At 60.2% G+C, this 16,217-nt stretch carries 17 protein-coding genes and 2 pseudogenes; 11 read left to right on the top strand and 8 right to left on the bottom strand.

Annotation, left to right across the window (positions count from 1 at the left end):
* Together VJV58_RS06575 and VJV58_RS06570 are read right to left on the bottom strand one after the other, a co-directional pair.
* Positions 1-150, bottom strand: a pseudogene (locus VJV58_RS06575) (TIGR00645 family protein); the annotation flags it as partial.
* Between the two features lie 19 nt (positions 151-169).
* Entirely contained in the window at positions 170-1,204 is a 1,035-nt protein-coding gene (locus VJV58_RS06570; protein WP_324136529.1) for an aspartate-semialdehyde dehydrogenase, read from the bottom strand.
* 404 nt (positions 1,205-1,608) lie between these two features.
* Here VJV58_RS06570 and VJV58_RS06565 point away from each other — a divergent pair, with 404 nt between their 5' ends.
* Positions 1,609-1,995, top strand: a complete 387-nt coding sequence (locus VJV58_RS06565) for a hypothetical protein (RefSeq protein WP_324136528.1) — start codon at positions 1,609-1,611, stop codon at positions 1,993-1,995.
* 180 nt (positions 1,996-2,175) lie between these two features.
* On the opposite strand, the gene leuB is transcribed toward VJV58_RS06565, so the two are convergent.
* Positions 2,176-3,288, bottom strand: a complete 1,113-nt coding sequence (leuB, locus tag VJV58_RS06560) for a 3-isopropylmalate dehydrogenase (RefSeq protein WP_324136527.1) — start codon at positions 3,286-3,288, stop codon at positions 2,176-2,178.
* Between the two features lie 159 nt (positions 3,289-3,447).
* Between leuB and VJV58_RS06555 the strand changes: the two genes are divergently transcribed.
* Positions 3,448-4,659, top strand: coding sequence for a YbfB/YjiJ family MFS transporter (locus tag VJV58_RS06555; RefSeq protein ID WP_324136526.1), 1,212 nt, complete (start codon positions 3,448-3,450; stop codon positions 4,657-4,659).
* On the opposite strand, the gene VJV58_RS06550 is transcribed toward VJV58_RS06555, so the two are convergent.
* From VJV58_RS06550 to VJV58_RS06535, 4 genes are all read right to left on the bottom strand, one after another.
* Positions 4,642-5,427 carry a molybdopterin-binding protein gene (locus VJV58_RS06550; protein WP_324136525.1) on the bottom strand — a complete coding sequence of 262 codons (786 nt, stop codon included), beginning with the start codon at positions 5,425-5,427 and terminating at the stop codon, positions 4,642-4,644. The two genes, VJV58_RS06555 and VJV58_RS06550, sit on opposite strands and share 18 nt — an antisense overlap.
* A 20-nt stretch (positions 5,428-5,447) precedes the next feature.
* Complete coding sequence (locus VJV58_RS06545; RefSeq protein ID WP_324136524.1) at positions 5,448-6,077, bottom strand: cytochrome b/b6 domain-containing protein; 630 nt, start codon at positions 6,075-6,077, stop codon at positions 5,448-5,450.
* A 185-nt stretch (positions 6,078-6,262) separates the two neighbouring features.
* The gene (locus tag VJV58_RS06540; RefSeq protein WP_324136523.1) at positions 6,263-6,838 is read right to left on the bottom strand and encodes a fasciclin domain-containing protein; all 576 of its coding nucleotides are present in this window, start codon (positions 6,836-6,838) and stop codon (positions 6,263-6,265) included.
* Positions 6,839-7,045: 207 nt separating this feature from the next.
* Positions 7,046-7,807: an SDR family oxidoreductase gene (locus tag VJV58_RS06535; protein WP_324136522.1), complete on the bottom strand. Its 762-nt coding sequence runs from the start codon at positions 7,805-7,807 to the stop codon at positions 7,046-7,048.
* Between the two features lie 98 nt (positions 7,808-7,905).
* On the opposite strand from VJV58_RS06535, the gene VJV58_RS06530 reads away from it, so the two are divergent.
* The gene (locus VJV58_RS06530; RefSeq protein WP_324136521.1) at positions 7,906-9,444 is read left to right on the top strand and encodes a malonyl-CoA synthase; all 1,539 of its coding nucleotides are present in this window, start codon (positions 7,906-7,908) and stop codon (positions 9,442-9,444) included.
* Between the two features lie 5 nt (positions 9,445-9,449).
* Here the strand turns inward: VJV58_RS06530 and VJV58_RS06525 are convergent, their stop codons facing one another.
* Positions 9,450-10,304, bottom strand: a complete 855-nt coding sequence (locus tag VJV58_RS06525; RefSeq protein ID WP_324136520.1) for a sulfite exporter TauE/SafE family protein — start codon at positions 10,302-10,304, stop codon at positions 9,450-9,452.
* Between the two features lie 247 nt (positions 10,305-10,551).
* Here VJV58_RS06525 and sdhC point away from each other — a divergent pair, with 247 nt between their 5' ends.
* The 8 genes and pseudogenes from sdhC to VJV58_RS06485 all read left to right on the top strand — a co-directional run.
* Positions 10,552-10,950: a succinate dehydrogenase, cytochrome b556 subunit gene (sdhC, locus tag VJV58_RS06520; RefSeq protein WP_324136519.1), complete on the top strand. Its 399-nt coding sequence runs from the start codon at positions 10,552-10,554 to the stop codon at positions 10,948-10,950.
* Positions 10,947-11,354: a succinate dehydrogenase, hydrophobic membrane anchor protein gene (sdhD, locus tag VJV58_RS06515; protein WP_324136518.1), complete on the top strand. Its 408-nt coding sequence runs from the start codon at positions 10,947-10,949 to the stop codon at positions 11,352-11,354. Before sdhC ends, sdhD begins: the two co-directional genes overlap by 4 nt.
* Before the next feature lie 3 nt (positions 11,355-11,357).
* Entirely contained in the window at positions 11,358-13,208 is a 1,851-nt protein-coding gene (gene sdhA / locus VJV58_RS06510; RefSeq protein ID WP_324136517.1) for a succinate dehydrogenase flavoprotein subunit, read from the top strand.
* Positions 13,209-13,226: 18 nt separating this feature from the next.
* Complete coding sequence (locus VJV58_RS06505; protein WP_324136516.1) at positions 13,227-14,009, top strand: succinate dehydrogenase iron-sulfur subunit; 783 nt, start codon at positions 13,227-13,229, stop codon at positions 14,007-14,009.
* Between the two features lie 268 nt (positions 14,010-14,277).
* Entirely contained in the window at positions 14,278-14,991 is a 714-nt protein-coding gene (locus tag VJV58_RS06500; protein ID WP_324136515.1) for an FkbM family methyltransferase, read from the top strand.
* 63 nt (positions 14,992-15,054) lie between these two features.
* The gene (locus tag VJV58_RS06495; RefSeq protein WP_324136514.1) at positions 15,055-15,543 is read left to right on the top strand and encodes a pyridoxamine 5'-phosphate oxidase family protein; all 489 of its coding nucleotides are present in this window, start codon (positions 15,055-15,057) and stop codon (positions 15,541-15,543) included.
* The gene (locus VJV58_RS06490) at positions 15,543-15,767 is read left to right on the top strand and encodes a hypothetical protein (protein WP_324136513.1); all 225 of its coding nucleotides are present in this window, start codon (positions 15,543-15,545) and stop codon (positions 15,765-15,767) included. Before VJV58_RS06495 ends, VJV58_RS06490 begins: the two co-directional genes overlap by 1 nt.
* A 229-nt stretch (positions 15,768-15,996) precedes the next feature.
* Positions 15,997-16,217, top strand: a pseudogene (locus tag VJV58_RS06485) (OmpA family protein); the annotation flags it as partial.

Genomic DNA, 16,217 nt, shown 5'->3' with positions numbered 1-16,217 from the left:
AAATTTCAGCAACAGCACTGCCAGGCTGACGACAAGACCGAGATAGAACGGCGCCATCAGCCAGCGGCTGTTAAAAATCGTATTCTCTAATCCGCTCTCAAGGAGTTTGAGGATCGGGTTAGTCCGATCCGGAGCCGGCTGCTCGCTCATCGCTCCGGCTCCAATCCGCTCACGCCGCCTTTTTCTTGGAGCTAATCAGCTTGCGGTTGATCAGGCATTCGGCGATCTGGATCGCATTGAGCGCAGCGCCTTTGCGCAGATTGTCCGACACGCACCACAGCACCAGCCCGTTTTCCACCGTCGCATCTTCGCGAATGCGGCTGACATAGGTCGCGTCCTCACCCGCAGATTCGTAGGGAGTGACGAAGCCGCCGGGTTCACGCTTGTCGATTACCAGGCATCCCGGCGCCTTGCGCAGAACGTCGCGCGCCTCATCGGCCGAGATCGGACGCTCGAACTCGATGTTCACGGCTTCCGAATGGCCAACGAATACGGGGACCCGCACGCAAGTCGCGGTGAGCTTGATTTTCGGGTCAAGAATCTTCTTGGTCTCCATCATCATCTTCCACTCTTCCTTGGTGTAGCCGTCCTCCATGAAGACGTCGACCTCGGGGATCACATTGAAAGCGATGCGCTTGGAGAACTTCTTGTTGACGAGTTCGCTATTGGTGTAGACGGCCTTGGTCTGCGAAAACAGCTCGTCCATAGCATCCTTGCCGGCGCCCGAGACCGATTGATAGGTGGCGACCACCACGCGCTTGATGCCGGCCTTGTCGTGCAGCGGCTTCAGCGCGACCACGAGCTGCGCAGTCGAGCAGTTCGGATTGGCAATGATGTTCTTCTTGATGAAGCCGGCGACCGCATCCGCATTCACCTCCGGCACGATCAGCGGCACGTCCGGATCCATGCGCCATGCCGACGAGTTGTCGATCACCACCGCGCCGGCGGCGCCGATCTTCGGCGACCATTCCTTGGATACGGCGCCGCCCGCCGACATCAGGCAGATATCGACGTCGCTGAAATCATAATTCTCGAGCGCTTTGACTTTCAGGGTGCGGTCGCCATACGACACTTCCACGCCGATGCTGCGGCGTGAGGCCAGCGCCACCACCTCATCGGCCGGAAATTTCCGCTCGTCGAGAATGTTCAGGATTTCCCGTCCGACGTTTCCGGTCGCTCCGACCACCGCGATTTTGTAGCCCATCGTCTAGTCTCCGAAAGAAGTGCCGCCGCTCGTCACGACAGGGAAGCGGCAGCGCTTCTATGCGACAAATGCCATTAAGACAACGTTAGATATGGGACCGAGTCGGCTCAATCGGACAATCCCGACCGTTTGCAGCCTGCCCCTCGCCTATGTGCTATGTGGGTACGATGGCGCTGCATGTCACCATCGGGTTCGGTTGTGGGCAGCCCGCTCGTGTGAGGTTAGCGCGCCGAATCGAGCCAAACCGTAACGGCGGCTCAAGATACTGGATTCAAGCAGGATTTTCTTATCACCCGTGCATTATTGTATCGCGGTGTGGCCCGATTGACCTTGTGACGCCATACGCCCCACAGCTAAAGTGCGGGTAAATCGAATATGGCGGCGGGACCGCCCGTGAGGACATGATGAGCGTAAGATCTCCTGCTGCGAACAAGCTCGCGGTTTTGCTAGGCGCATTCGCCATGATCGCCGTCGGCTTTGTCATAATGCCCGCCAGCGCTGCGGCAAAAAAACAGTTCGACAGCCGCGGCCGTGCCTATTACGGGCCGAATGGTCCGAACGTCTCGTATCAGCAAGGGCCGCATACCCGCATCTACGTCACCAAGCGCTCGTGGCTCGATGCCGGGGTTGAGGTGTTGCCGGGCGATCGCAAGTTCACCGACTACGCATTCCCGCCCGCAATCGGCTATCCATCATTTGGGCGCGAGAACAAGAATCGTCCGATCGACCGCCAACCGCTCAACCCACCGTCGGACCTCGGCGGATATCCGCAGAGTTTCCCGCTGTATTGATCTGGAAGCATTCGCGACATCGATGGTGGGCGAGATCGATGTGGGCAAGCATCCCCACCTGCCGGGCAGATCCGGTGTTTAGAGCCTGATCGCCTCTGATTGAGTCAGAAACGGGCTCTGGCTTATTTCAGCCACGTTTTGTTCAGGCGAACTGGCATCCACTTCGCTCGAAAACGCCCTCTAAGCGTGCAGGTTCTGTAACTCTTTCAGGATCGCATCGCCCATCTGCGTCGTGCTCACGGCCGTGTCAGCCTCGGATTTGATATCCGCGGTGCGAAGCCCATTTGCCAGCACCGCCGCGATCGCCGCATCGAGCTTGTCGGCAAGCTCGCCCATATCAAACGAATAGCGCAGCGCCATTCCAAATGAGGTAATCATCGCAATCGGGTTGGCGAGGCCCTTGCCTGCGATGTCGGGGGCGGAGCCGTGCACGGGCTCGTAGAGTGCCTTGCGCTTTTTGGTTTTAACATCCACCTCGCCGAGCGAAGCCGACGGCAGCATGCCGAGCGACCCGGTCAGCATCGCGGCGATATCCGACAGCATGTCGCCGAATAGGTTGTCGGTCACGATGACATCGAACTGTTTTGGCCATTTGACCAAGTTCATGCCGCCGGAATCGGCGAGCTGATGCTCGAGTTTCACGTCCTTGTATTCGCGTCCATGCACCTGCGTCACGACTTCGTTCCACAGCACGCCCGATTTCATGACGTTGCGCTTTTCCATCGAGGTCAGCTTGTTGCGGCGCTTGCGGGCGAGATCAAACGCGACCCGGGCAATGCGCTCGATCTCGTAGGTGTCGTAGACCTGCGTATCGATGGCGCGCTTCTGGCCGTTGCCGAGATCGGTGATCGTCTTCGGTTCCCCGAAGTACACGCCGCCAGTGAGCTCGCGAACAATCATGATATCGAGGCCCTCGACCGCTTCGCGCTTCAGGCTCGATGCGTCCGCAAGTGCCGGGTAGCACACTGCTGGCCGGAGATTGGCAAACAGGCCGAGTTCCTTGCGCAGCCGAAGCAGGCCGGCCTCGGGCCGCGCCTCATAGGCAACACCGTCCCACTTCGGTCCACCGACCGAACCAAAGATCACGGCATCCGCTGCCTGCGCCTTCGCCATGGTCGCATCGGTAATGCTCTGTTTGCTTGCATCATACGCGGCGCCGCCTACCAACTCCTGCTCGGTCTCGAACCGCGCGATGCCTTGCGCGTTGAGCCAGTCGATCAGGCGCTTCACTTCCGACATGACTTCGGGACCGATGCCGTCACCGGGCAGCATTAGCAATTTGTGGCTTGCCATCTTGGATTAGCCTTCTGGGTGAATTTTGCGTTTTTAAAACAGCAGATGCGCGCGGAGTGCTAAATCGGCATTGCGCCAATGGCAAGCCACCATTGCTGGTCGGCCGCCTGTGCAGAGGCCGCTTTGCCTGCCACAATACCGGCACTGCCGGAGAATCCAGTGAAAGTAACCGTCGCTCCATCGCCGCAAGCCCATCCTGCGCGACTGATCTTGATTTTGTCACTGACGCCGACCGTCGGACTGGGAATTGGCCGCTTCGCCTATTCGCTGGTGCTGCCGGACATGCGCGATTCACTCGGCTGGTCGTATTCGGCCGCCGGTTTTATGAACACCATCAACGCCGCCGGATATCTGGCGGGCGCGCTGATGGCCTCCAGACTCATCAAGCGATATGGACTGTCCGCCTCGGTGCGCTGGGGAACGGTGGCCTGCATCGTGTCCCTGGTGCTGTGCGCGGTCTCCGGCAATTTTGCCGTGCTGAGTTTCGCGCGACTGCTCGCCGGCGTAGGTGCCGCTGTCGGCTTTGTCGCGGGCGCTGCGCTGGCGGCGCGGATTGCCCAATCGCGGCCGAGGCGAGCGGATTTTTTGCTTAGCCTGTTTTATGCCGGACCTGGGCTCGGGATCCTCTCCTCCGGCCTGATCGCGCCATTCGTGCTGCAGGCGTTCGGACCGGGCTCGTGGTGGATCGTGTGGTGGGCCATGACGCTTCTAGCCGTTGCGATGACCGCTCCGCTTATGCTGGTGCCGATCGACACCGATGGTGCGCTAGCGGACAGGACGCCCGCGAGCTTCGCGATCCGACCAGTGTTGATTTATCTGGCCGGCTATTTTTTGTTCGGCGCGGGCTATATCGCCTACATGACGTTCATGATCGCATACGTCCGCGATGCCGGCGGCGGTGCAGTGGCGCAGAGCGCATTCTGGAGCTTGATCGGCGCCAGCGCGTTTTTGACCCCTTGGCTGTGGGGGCGCGTGCTGGGCCTCGACCGAGGCGGCCTCTCGATCGCAATCATTCTTGGAGTCAATGCGTTGGGGGCCGGGTTGCCGTTATTCGGGCATTCGGCTCTGCTGCTCTCGATTTCGGCGCTGGTATTCGGAGTTTCGTTTTTCGCGGTAGTCGCGTCGACCACAGCTTTCGTGCGCTTCAACTATCCGCCCTCCGTCTGGCCGAAGGGTATCGCTGCCATGACTATCGCATTCGGAATCGGCCAAACCCTTGGACCGCTCGCGGTTGGCGCCATCACCGATGCATTTGGCAGCCTGTCCTATGCACTCAATGTCTCCGCGGCGATGCTAGCGGCGGGCGCGATCGCCTGCGCGTTTCAGCCTCGGCTGGGCAGGAGTTCCAAACCCTCAGCTCCCGCTGAATGAATTGTAGCCCTGATCTTCCCAGTAGCCGCCCTTGTAGTCGTTGGTGACTTCCATCGAGATCACGTATTTCGGATTCTTAAAGCCGAGTTTTGTCGGCACCCTGATCTTCATCGGGTATCCGTAGGCGCGCGGCAGGATCTCATCTGCAAACTTGAACGTCATCTGAGTTTGCGGATGCAGCGCCGTCGCCATATCGAGGGGTGAGTTGTAGCCTTCGGAATCGGCGCACTGGAACCAGCAATATTTCGCGCGGGTGTCCGCGCCGACCAGCTTGAGGAAATCCCGCAATGGAGTGCCGGTCCAGCTTCCAATCGCGCTCCAGCCCTCGACACAGATATGACGGGTGATCTGCGTGACCTGCGGCAACTTGTAGAGCTCGTCCAGCGACCACGATTTCTTGTTGTCGACCAGCCCGCGCACCTCGAATTTCCAGTGCTTGCCGTCGATCGTCGGCGCGTCCTCCAGATCGTAATAGGCGTTGAACGGGAATGGCTTCGTGATTGCGCTTTCGGGAAACGTCGGAGCAAGCGCATTGGGATTAAAAATGAAGGCTTGCACACCATCGTTGAACTTCGAGACCTGCTTGAGCATCTCTTCGGCCGAAAAGCTGTCGGACACGTCGCAGCCTGTGAGGAGCGTCAAGGCGCCCAGGCTCGCGCCGCCCGCGATAAAACGCCGGCGGGCCAGATCCGGCATCGTCTTTACGGCGTCCCTGACCAGCAGCCGCTTGTCAACGCCGGGAATCAGAAGCGAGCGAAGTCGGCCCATGATGTATCCTCCTGCAAATTTCAGCGGCCGATAATCATCGCGCGCAGGCTTTTCGGAACCAGCACCGCCAGCACGATGTGCACGATAAGAAACGCAACGATTGCGGACATGCAGATGAAATGGACGTAGCGCGCGATGTCGTATCCGCCGAATAGCGCTACCAGCCAGTGCAGCTGTACCGGTTTCCACATCGAAAGCCCCGAGAGCACGATGAGGATGCCGACAACGATAATGCCGGCATAGAGCAGCTTCTGGACGTAATTGTATCTGGTGAGGTCGTCATGCGACAGCTTGCCCGTCAGTGCTGCCCTCGTGTCCGAGATCACGCCGGCAGCGGACAGCGGCAGCAGCTTGCGGCGGAACCGACCCGTCGCGAAGCCCAACGCGAGATAAACGAGGCCATTGACCATCAGCAGCCACATCGCCGCGAAATGCCAAAGCAAGGCGCCCGCAAGCCAACCGCCCAGGGTAATGCTCTTGGCAAATTTGAAAGCGAAGAGCGGCGAGGCATTGTAGATCTGCCACCCTGACATGATCATCACGATCATCGCCACCGCGTTGATCCAGTGCGCGATGCGGACCCACGCCGGCTGGATGACCTTGGTGTTGGCCGGTACCGCGCGTTCGTCGCTCGCTGCAAGGCTGGACATATTGGTTCCCTGGTCGGTTCCTGTGTCGAGGATCGATATCCGATTATACGCCCCCATCGTCAATTCGTTACGGCGATAGTGGCTATCAGATCGATGCCTCCGAACTATCGTGGTCACAAAAGAGCGAGCCGGGCAGCCCCGGCTCGCTGTCGTTTCATCCGGTGGGGCCAATCGGAGGCGGCGGATCAGGAGGGCATCAAAACCGTATCCACCACATGGATAACGCCGTTCGACTGATTGACATTCGGGATCGTGACGGTCGCGGAATCTCCCTTGGCGTCGATGATCATCACCTTGTCGCCCGACCTCTTGATCGTGAGTTGCTCGCCCTCGACCGTCCTGAGCTTCTTGCCGTCGCTCAGGCTGGAAGCTTCAAGCCTGCCCGGCACCACGTGATAGGTGAGAATCCTGGTCAGGGTCGGTTTGTTCTCTGGCTTGACGAGATTGTCGACGGTGCCGGCCGGAAGTTTGCCGAAAGCGGAGTTGGTTGGCGCGAACACGGTGAACGGGCCTTTTCCCTCCAACGTACTGACCAGACCGGCGGCTTTCACAGCCGCGACCAGAGTGGTGTGATCCTTGGAATTGACGGCGTTCTGAATGATGTTCCGGGACGGAAACATAGCGGCACCGCCGACCATAACGGTCTTCTCGCCCGACATTTCGCTTTTCATTTTGCCTTGCGCGCTCACGGACGCGATGGTCGCTGCGGTCAAGGCCAGCGCTCCCAAAGCGGCGGAAATAATTGCAATATGCTTCGACATGGATGGTCTCCCGATGGATGAGGTGACCGGCGGAAATCCGCCGGCAAAGGGCAACGACGACGCTGCCGACCGAATGGTCTGACCGCGTTGACGTTACCCGAGCTACGGGAGCGTTCTTGGCCGGTTTCAGGGAATATATTTTCGCCGATCTGAAACTTTTGACAGCAACATCCGTGTCACGTCGAACAACTAATCGCTGTTGTACAACTAATCTCTGTTGTTTGGTGTCTGCACAAATCCACGATTCCAGGTTGGGCTGATCAGGATCTCATTGACACAAACTCGGGGCGGCATGCTCGCGACAAAGGCGATGGTGCGGCCGAGATCTTCGGACTGCAGCATCCGCGCTTGCTCTTCCTGCGAGGGCACCACCGGCCTCAGCTTCAGGATCGGAGTTGCGACCTCGCCGGGAGACAGGCAGCAAGCGCGCAAGCCGTTGACGCATTCGTCCATATTGAACGAATGGGTCAGCGCCAGCACCGCATGTTTGGTCGTTGTGTAAGCCGGCCCCGGCATCTTCGAGACATGGCGACCCGCCCAGGACGCGACGTTGATGATGCACCCGTCCTTCTGCCTGCGCATCGCCGGCAGTACCGCGCGCATGCAGTACAGCACGCCGTTCAGATTGATATCGACCAGCTTGTCCCAGCCCTCCAGCTCCATATCCGCCCAGCTCCGTTTCGGAACATTGATTCCGGCGCTGTTGACGAGCAAATCGATCCGGCCATGACGAGCGAGAATTTGCTCGGCAGCCTGGTTGACGTCGGCGGCCTTGCTCACGTCCAAGGGGATCGCCTCGGCCTTGCCGCCGACCTTGCTGATCTTGTCGACCACGGTCTCCAGCGCATCCTTCCGACGCCCCGAAACCACCACCGTCCAGCCATCCGACGCCAGCGCTTCCGCTCCGGCCTCGCCGATACCGCTGCCACCGCCGGTGACCCAGGCTACGCGTTTCCCACTATTTGACATGCAAACTCTCTCCGTTGCCTTGTGAAGGGCCTCTTTGCTATTGAATTTCCGGATCGCCGCGGCCAACTGAAACCGCGTGTGCCCTTCCGTAATGATGCATGAACGCGACCCAGAAAACCATGACGAACGCCAATCTGTTTTCCCGCCTTTTCGACGGCATCGAGGATCCAGCGCGGCTTGCGATCGAAACAGTAGACGGTCAACGCATCAGTTATGGCGAGCTGATCGCGCGCACCGGGCAGATGGCCAATGTCCTGGTGGAACGCGGCGTCCACATCGGCGACCGCGTCGCCGCGCAAACCGAAAAGTCGGTTGATGGACTGGTGCTGTATCTCGCCGTGGTGCGGGCCGGCGCGGTATATCTTCCGCTCAACACCGCGTACACGCTGAACGAGCTCGAATATTTCATCACCGATGCCGAGCCGTCGCTGGTGGTGTGCGATCCATCCAAAGCGGAAGGTATCGGCGCGATCGCCGGCAAGGCCGGCGCCAAGGTTGAAACGCTAGGCGCCGATGGCAGGGGTTCCCTGACCGCCGCCGCAGCCAAAGCCAGCGCGCAATTTGAAACGGTCGCCCGCGCCAATGACGATCTAGCGGCGATCCTCTACACTTCGGGCACCACGGGCCGCTCCAAGGGCGCGATGCTGACGCACGAAAATCTCGCGTCGAATTCGCTCTCGCTGGTCGGCTATTGGCGCTTCAGCTCCAACGACGTGCTGATCCACGCTTTGCCGATCTATCATACCCACGGGCTGTTCGTGGCCAGCAACGTCACGCTGTTTGCCCGCGCGTCGATGATCTTCCTGCCGAAATTCGATCCCGAATTGATCATCAAGTTGATGGCGCGCGCGACCGTGTTGATGGGCGTGCCGACATTCTACACGCGCCTTTTGCAAAGCCCGGCGCTCACAAAAGAAGCGACCAGCCACATGCGGCTGTTCATTTCGGGCTCGGCTCCGCTGCTCGCCGACACCCATCGCGAATGGTTTGCGCGCACCGGGCATGCGGTGCTCGAACGTTACGGCATGACCGAAACTAACATGAACACGTCGAATCCTTACGACGGCGATCGCGTTCCCGGTGCCGTCGGGCATCCGCTGCCGGGCGTGTCCGTCCGCGTTACGGATCCGGAAACCGGCAAGGAACTCGGGCGCGAGAGCGTCGGCATGATTGAGGTCAAGGGGCCGAATGTCTTCAAGGGCTATTGGCGGATGCCGGAAAAGACCAAATCCGAATTTCGCGACGATGGCTTCTTTATTACCGGCGACATCGGCAAGATCGACAGCAGGGGTTACGTACACATTCTCGGGCGCGGCAAGGATCTGGTGATCTCCGGCGGCTTCAACGTCTATCCCAAGGAAATCGAGAGCGAGATCGATGCCATGCCGGGCGTGATCGAATCGGCTGTCATTGGGGTGCCGCATGCGGATTTCGGTGAGGGCGTCACCGCGGTCGTAGTCTCTGAAAAGGGCGCCAAGGTCGACGAGAGCTCGGTCTTGAAGGCGCTCGAGGGACGGCTAGCTAAATTCAAAATGCCGAAACGAGTAATGGTGGTCGAAGAATTACCGCGCAATGCCATGGGCAAGGTACAAAAGAACGTTCTGCGCGACACCTACTCGAAGCTCTATTCGAAATAGCCGCCTTACAGCAGGCTCACGACAAATCGGCCCCCGACGATGAAGAGATAGGTGCCGAATGCCAGCTCCAGACTGCGCTTCGACATCGCGTGCGCTGCCCTCACGCCCAGTGGCGCGGTTAGCAGGCTGGTCGGCATGACGAGCACCGCGCCGATCAGCGAGACATAGCCGAGTGCGAACGGCATCTGCAACGCGGTGACTGCAGGATAGTAAGCGGCGGCAGGCCAGCCGGCATAAACGTAGCCGATCGCGCCGGGAATCGAGATCAGGACTGCCAGCGCCGAGGATGTTGCGACCGCCTGGTGGATCGGACGGCCATAGAAAGTCATCAGCAAATTCGAAAACAGCCCCCCGCCAATGCCCATCAGGGTGGAAAGAATTCCGACCCCAAAACCATAGAGCTTCATCAGTGGTCCGCGCGGAAGGTCATTGCCGAACTTCCAACTGGCGCGCGCCAGCAACAGTCGCGCCGCGGCCGACCATGCGACGGTCACGAATACAATCTTGAAGAGTCGCTCGGGCGCGTATCGTGCGGTGATGCTGCCCCCGATGACGCCGGTTAGAACCGGCAGCCACCATGACTTGAGAATTTCGGTGTCGACGGCACCCCTGAGGTAGTGGGCGCGCCAGGATCGGATCGAGGTTGGAATGATGATAGCAAGCGAGGTGCCGATGCATAGCGGCATGCGCACTTCCAACGGCACGCCCGCGAGGCGGAAGCATTCGTAGAACACGGGGACCAGGATTGCCCCGCCGCCGATCCCGAACACGCCGGCCAGAAATCCGGACAGAGCGCCGACCGCCACGAGCAGAAGCGCCAATTCGAAAAGCTCCGAGAATTCCAGTCCCGCCGTCGTCATCGCCTGCTCCCTGCTTGCGCCAAGCATGGGCGCTGACGCGTGAATCGTGCTTCAGGTATATCAGCCATCAGCTATCGCGGGAGCTTGTCGGGACGTCCGGCAACATATGACCAAGTGAAGGTATGAACAATCGTTCGCAAACGACGGATTTCGCCGTTGCGCGGAGGGTTTCGAGTTCGTAAATAGATTCGGTGTAACGCGCTCCCCATGGGATTCCTGCGTGGCCCCGCAAACGTCAAAGTCATCAATGACCGCCAGGATCGAACGACCGCTTTCCCCGCATCTGCAGACCTATCGCTTCACCCTGACGATGGCGATGTCCATTATTCATCGCATCACCGGGATTGCGCTGTATTTCGGTACCCTGCTGCTGGTGTGGTGGCTGATCGCGGCTGCTTCGGGGCCTACGGCTTATGCCCATGTCCAGGCATTTACGACGAGCTTCATCGGCCGGCTGATCGTGTTCGGCTATACGTGGGCGCTGCTACATCACATGCTCAGCGGCATCCGCCATTTCTTCTGGGATCTCGGCTACGGCTTCAAGCCGAATGAGCGTGAAGCGCTTACCTGGGCTGCGCTGATCGGGGGCATCTCGCTGACCGTGCTTTTGTGGATCGCGGCCTACGCGATTGGAGGCGGCCGATGACCACACCCGATTCTGCCAGCCCGAAATCGATGCGCACGCCGCTTGGCCGGGTCCGCAGCCTGGGCGCCTCGCATTCCGGCACCTTCGATTTCTGGATTCAGCGCCTGACCGCCGTGGCGTCGGTGCTTCTGATCTTGCCCGTCGTCATCGTGGTGATGATGCTGCTCGGGCGCAACCAAGCGGGGGCCGCGCAAGTTCTCGGCGCGCCGCTGGTCGCGATCATCCTGCTGCTGTTCATTATCGCCACCGCCTGGCACATGAAAATCGGCATGCAGGTGGTGATCGAGGACTACGTGCATAACGAAAAGATCAAACTCGCTGCCATCATGGCCAACAATTTCTTCTCGTTTGCGGTGGCGTTGGCTTCGATCTACGCCATCCTCAAATTGTCATCTGGAGTGTAGTCCATGGCCGGAGGCGGAAACGGCAAGGCGAACGGTGCAAACGGCACTCCAGCATTTGCCACCAATGGACATGCCTACCCGATCGAAGACCACACCTACGATGTGGTCGTGGTCGGCGCCGGGGGTGCCGGGCTGCGCGCCGTGGTCGGCTGCAGCGAAGCGGGCTTGCGCACCGCTTGTATCACGAAGGTATTCCCGACGCGGTCGCACACGGTAGCCGCGCAAGGAGGCATCTCGGCCGCGCTTGGGAACATGCACGAAGACAACTGGCGCTGGCATATGTACGACACCGTAAAGGGCTCGGACTGGCTCGGCGATCAGGATTCGATCGAATACATGGTGCGCCAGGCACCGGAAGCGGTTTACGAGCTTGAGCACTGGGGTGTGCCGTTCTCGCGCACCGATGACGGACGCATCTATCAGCGGCCGTTTGGCGGCATGACCGTTGATTACGGTAAAGGCCAGGCTCAACGCACCTGCGCCGCCGCCGATCGCACCGGCCATGCCATGCTGCACACCATGTATGGTCAGGCGCTGCGTCACTCCGCCGAGTTCTACATCGAATTCTTCGCGATCGACCTCATCATGGACGACGAAGGCAGCTGCCGTGGCGTGATCGCGCTCAGTCTCGAGGATGGCACGCTCCATCGCTTCCGCGCCCAAACCACGATTCTTGCCACCGGTGGCTGCGGGCGCATCTATCATTCCTGCACCGGCGCCCACACCCAGACTGGCGATGGCAGCGCAATGGCGCTGCGGGCCGGGCTGCCGCTGCAGGACATGGAGTTTGTGCAGTTCCATCCGACCGGCATCTACGGCGCCGGCTGTCTGGTCACCGAAGGCGCGCGCGGCGAGGGCGGCTATCTGGTCAATTCGGAAGGCGAGCGCTTCATGGAGCGCTACGCGCCCTCCGCCAAGGACCTCGCCTCGCGTGACGTCGTCTCGAGGGCGATGACCATCGAAATCCGCGAGGGCCGCGGCGTCGGCAAGAAGAAGGACCATATCTTCCTGCACCTGGATCATCTCGATCCGCAGGTGCTGCATGAACGGCTTCCCGGCATTTCGGAGTCGGTGCGGATCTTCGCCAACGTCGATGTCACGCGAGAGCCGATTCCGATCGTACCGACCGCGCACTACAATATGGGCGGGATTCCGACCAACTTCCACGGCGAGGCGCTGACCAAGAAAAACGGCGATGACAATTTCGTGGTGCCGGGATTGATGGCTGTCGGTGAAGCCGCCTGCGTTTCGGTCCACGGCGCCAATCGGCTCGGCTCCAATTCGCTGATCGACCTGGTGGTGTTTGGCCGCGCCGCGGCGTTGCGCTGCGCCGAGAAACTAACGCCGAACGGCAAACAACCGGACCTGCCGGCGAATTCGGCTGACCAGGCGCTCGGCCGGCTCGATCATTATCGCTATGCCGCCGGCGACACGCCCACCGCAAAGCTGCGCGATAGCATGCAGCATGTGATGCAAAACAATTGCGCGGTGTTCCGGACCGGCGAAGTGCTCCATGAAGGACACAATCTGATTCACAAGGTGCACAGCGGGGTCGGCAACGTCGCGGTAACGGATCGCTCCCTGATCTGGAATTCCGATCTGGTCGAGACGCTTGAGTTCGATAATCTGATCGTGCAAGCCGTGGTGACCATGGACTCGGCGGCCAACCGCACCGAGAGCCGCGGCGCGCACGCGCGCGAGGATTTTCCCGACCGCGACGACAAGAACTGGATGAAGCACACGCTGGCGTGGATCGACCAGTCCGGCAACACCACGATCGATTACCGTCCGGTCCATGACTACACGATGACGAATGACGTGCAGTATATTCCGCCGAAAGCGCGGGTGTACTGATGACGAAGGCTTGAGAGTATGGTCGAATTTGCACTGCCGAAAAATTCACGGATCACCGGTGGCAAGATTTGGCCAAAGCCGGCGGGCGCGACCGAGACGCGCGAGCTAAAAATCTACCGCTGGAATCCTGACGACGGCAAGAATCCCAGCATCGACACCTATTATGTCGATACTCACGATTGCGGTCCGATGGTTCTGGACGCGCTGATCTGGATCAAGAACAACGTCGACCCAACCCTGACCTTCCGCCGCTCCTGCCGCGAAGGCGTCTGCGGTTCATGCGCCATGAATATTGACGGCCAGAACACGCTTGCCTGCACCAAGTCGATGCATGACGAAAACGACGCTCCGGTCAAGGTCAACCCGCTGCCGCACCAGCCTGTTGTCAAAGACCTCGTACCTGACCTGACAAATTTCTACGCGCAATATGCCTCGATCGAGCCATGGCTGAAGACCACCTCGCCGACTCCGCAGAAAGAATGGCGTCAAAGCCATGAAGACCGCGAGAAGCTCGATGGCCTTTACGAATGCATCCTTTGCGCCTGCTGCTCGACATCTTGCCCAAGCTATTGGTGGAACAGCGAACGTTATCTCGGCCCGGCCGCGCTGCTGCAGGCGACGCGCTGGATCAAAGACAGCCGCGACGAAGCGACCGGCGAGCGGCTCGATAATCTCGAAGATCCATTCCGGCTCTACCGCTGCCACACCATCCTGAATTGCGCCAAGGCCTGCCCGAAGAGCCTCAATCCGGCCGAAGCGATCGCTGAGCTCAAATTGAAACTGGTCGAGCGCCAAATCTGACGCTCAGCGTTAAGACCGCGCTGTCTCGCTCGCGGCCACTGCGACGTGCGTGCTAAATAGTCTGCTTCGGCGCTGGTAGTCTTTAGCTGCTAATGCATCACATCCGTCGGCGAGCATCGTTTTGACCATATCGACACCGCCGCCCCGTACTGCATTGGCCAACGATCCGACCGCTCCTCCGTTCGAGGCATTCGCGCCCACGCGCGCGCAAGCTGCGATCATTTCGCTCGCGCAACACTCAAGACTCAAGCGCGGGGCGTTTCGCCCGATGCTGTCGCGCCTCCTCAACCTGCTGCGGCCTGGCCCGATAGATGCGCAGTATCAGGGCGCGTCCTTTCGGTTTTACCATCAAACGAGCGCCACCGAACGCGGCGCGCTTCTCAATCCCGACTACAATCTCGAAGAACTGGAGTTTCTGCGCGCGCATACGCCGCAAAGCGGCGTGTTCGTCGACGTCGGCGCGAATGTCGGCACTTACGCCCTGGCGCTGGCGCGCCATGTCGGTGCAAGCGGGAAAGTGATCGCAATCGAACCGCATCCCGTTATCCACGCGCGGCTTGCGTTCAACTGTGCCGCTTCGATCCTGTCGCAGGTCAGACTAGTGGCAGCGGCAGCCGGAGATTCTGACGGCGAGCTGATGATACAGAGCGACGGCAGCAATCTCGGCGCCAGTCATATTGTGAGGGGGCAAAATGCTGCCCACGCAATCCCTGTACCGTCACTTCGACTGCACCGCATCCTTGACGATGCGGGGCTAAAGCATGTGCACGCGCTGAAGATCGACATCGAGGGTTTCGAAGACAGGGTGATGATCCCGTTCTTCGGACAGGCGCCGGAGAGTCTCTGGCCGCGCGCTGTTGTGATCGAGCACTTGTCGCGGAATGAATGGCAAGAAGACTGTATTGCCAACATGGGCGCGCGCGGCTACGCCGCGATCGCCAGGACTCGCAGCAATACGCTGTTGCTGCGCCGTTCGACATAAGCAGATACGGGAACATCGTCCCTTTGGAAGGGTTATCGCCCAACGTCAAATGGAGCGACACCCATGCCGAATGACAACACCGCAGACGATATCGATCGCGTCTGGAATCTCATGAAGAAAATCGGGTTTGCGATGCTGGTGACGCGTGATGGCAACAAGCTTCGCGCGCGGCCGATGGCGGCCTACCTCGCGCGGGACGAGAACGCGATTCATTTTCTTAGCGACGCCCGGAGACACAAGGACGAGGAGATCGCCCGCGATCCCCAGGTCAACCTGTCGTTCGCGAACCCTTCCGACCAGAAATACGTTTCGGTGACGGGAACCGCACGCATCTCCAATGATCGGGCCAAAATCAAGCAGCTGTTCTCGACTCCGGCAAAAGCCTGGTGGGATTCCGCCGAAGATCCCAACATCCGCGTTCTGACGATCACGCCCGACGATGCCGAGTTCTGGGATTCACCAGGAACTGTGATCACCTACGTGAAGATGGCCACGGCAGCTGCAACGGGCACTCGTCCTGATCTGGGCGATAATCGCAAAGTGGCGATGTAGTGCCGATCGATCCGCAAGAGGATCCGCCGATCAAGCCGGGCCGGCCGTCGGAGCCGCCGCAGGAGAGTCCGCCGGGTAATCCGAGGCCGGACGTGCCGCCACCCGTGCGGGAGCCGGGCGCGCCGCCACAGCCGGAAGAGTTGCCCGGCAAGATGCCCGATGAGCAGCCGCTTCGAGGACCGCAGCGCTCGCCAACGCCGGCGACCGACAGAAGCGGCGCCTAACTGAGTGCTGAGCCTGACCTCTCTCCGGACACCGCGAATGCGTCGCAGGGCAAAGCGACGCCGCGATTCGCATGATCGCCTGAATGCGAAATGAACAATCGCGCAATGGAAGCATCGGCGTCAGAAAATAAACACGAATGCGCCTTTGAGGGCCGCCACAATCCGGCCTAACGTCTATTCGTTGATCGCCACCGTCCTTGTCGGAAACTGTTCGGAGATTCGGCCCATCATGACAAACGTCCGTCTGCTGCTGCTTGCCACGACCGCTCTCACGGCAATGCAGTTGATCGCTCCTGTAGCGCATGCGCAGAACGCGCCGCTTGTCGTAGCTCAGGCCAGGGAAGAAGTAGGTCCGGACGGAAGACCCAAACAACCGCCCCGCGCCGCGCCGCCATCTCGTCCCGCGCCGCCCGCCGCCGCACCGCCCCCGCCTCCTCCGCCGCGACCCGC

This window comes from Bradyrhizobium sp., assembly GCF_035273305.1.
Lineage (GTDB): Bacteria > Pseudomonadota > Alphaproteobacteria > Rhizobiales > Xanthobacteraceae > Bradyrhizobium.
Note: the sequence above shows the minus strand (reverse complement) of the source record. Positions and strands in the feature narration are given on the sequence as shown.

Coding starts and splice junctions, on each gene's coding strand:
- VJV58_RS06495 (WP_324136514.1), top strand. CDS start 15,055: ATGCCGAATGACAACACCGCAGACGATATCGATCGCGTCTGGAATCTC.
- VJV58_RS06565 (WP_324136528.1), top strand. CDS start 1,609: ATGAGCGTAAGATCTCCTGCTGCGAACAAGCTCGCGGTTTTGCTAGGC.
- leuB (WP_324136527.1), bottom strand. CDS start 3,288: ATGGCAAGCCACAAATTGCTAATGCTGCCCGGTGACGGCATCGGTCCC.
- VJV58_RS06530 (WP_324136521.1), top strand. CDS start 7,906: ATGAACGCGACCCAGAAAACCATGACGAACGCCAATCTGTTTTCCCGC.
- sdhA (WP_324136517.1), top strand. CDS start 11,358: ATGGCCGGAGGCGGAAACGGCAAGGCGAACGGTGCAAACGGCACTCCA.
- sdhD (WP_324136518.1), top strand. CDS start 10,947: ATGACCACACCCGATTCTGCCAGCCCGAAATCGATGCGCACGCCGCTT.
- VJV58_RS06550 (WP_324136525.1), bottom strand. CDS start 5,427: ATGGGCCGACTTCGCTCGCTTCTGATTCCCGGCGTTGACAAGCGGCTG.
- VJV58_RS06525 (WP_324136520.1), bottom strand. CDS start 10,304: ATGACGACGGCGGGACTGGAATTCTCGGAGCTTTTCGAATTGGCGCTT.
- sdhC (WP_324136519.1), top strand. CDS start 10,552: ATGACCGCCAGGATCGAACGACCGCTTTCCCCGCATCTGCAGACCTAT.
- VJV58_RS06535 (WP_324136522.1), bottom strand. CDS start 7,807: ATGTCAAATAGTGGGAAACGCGTAGCCTGGGTCACCGGCGGTGGCAGC.
- VJV58_RS06545 (WP_324136524.1), bottom strand. CDS start 6,077: ATGTCCAGCCTTGCAGCGAGCGACGAACGCGCGGTACCGGCCAACACC.
- VJV58_RS06540 (WP_324136523.1), bottom strand. CDS start 6,838: ATGTCGAAGCATATTGCAATTATTTCCGCCGCTTTGGGAGCGCTGGCC.
- VJV58_RS06570 (WP_324136529.1), bottom strand. CDS start 1,204: ATGGGCTACAAAATCGCGGTGGTCGGAGCGACCGGAAACGTCGGACGG.
- VJV58_RS06505 (WP_324136516.1), top strand. CDS start 13,227: ATGGTCGAATTTGCACTGCCGAAAAATTCACGGATCACCGGTGGCAAG.
- VJV58_RS06500 (WP_324136515.1), top strand. CDS start 14,278: ATGCTGTCGCGCCTCCTCAACCTGCTGCGGCCTGGCCCGATAGATGCG.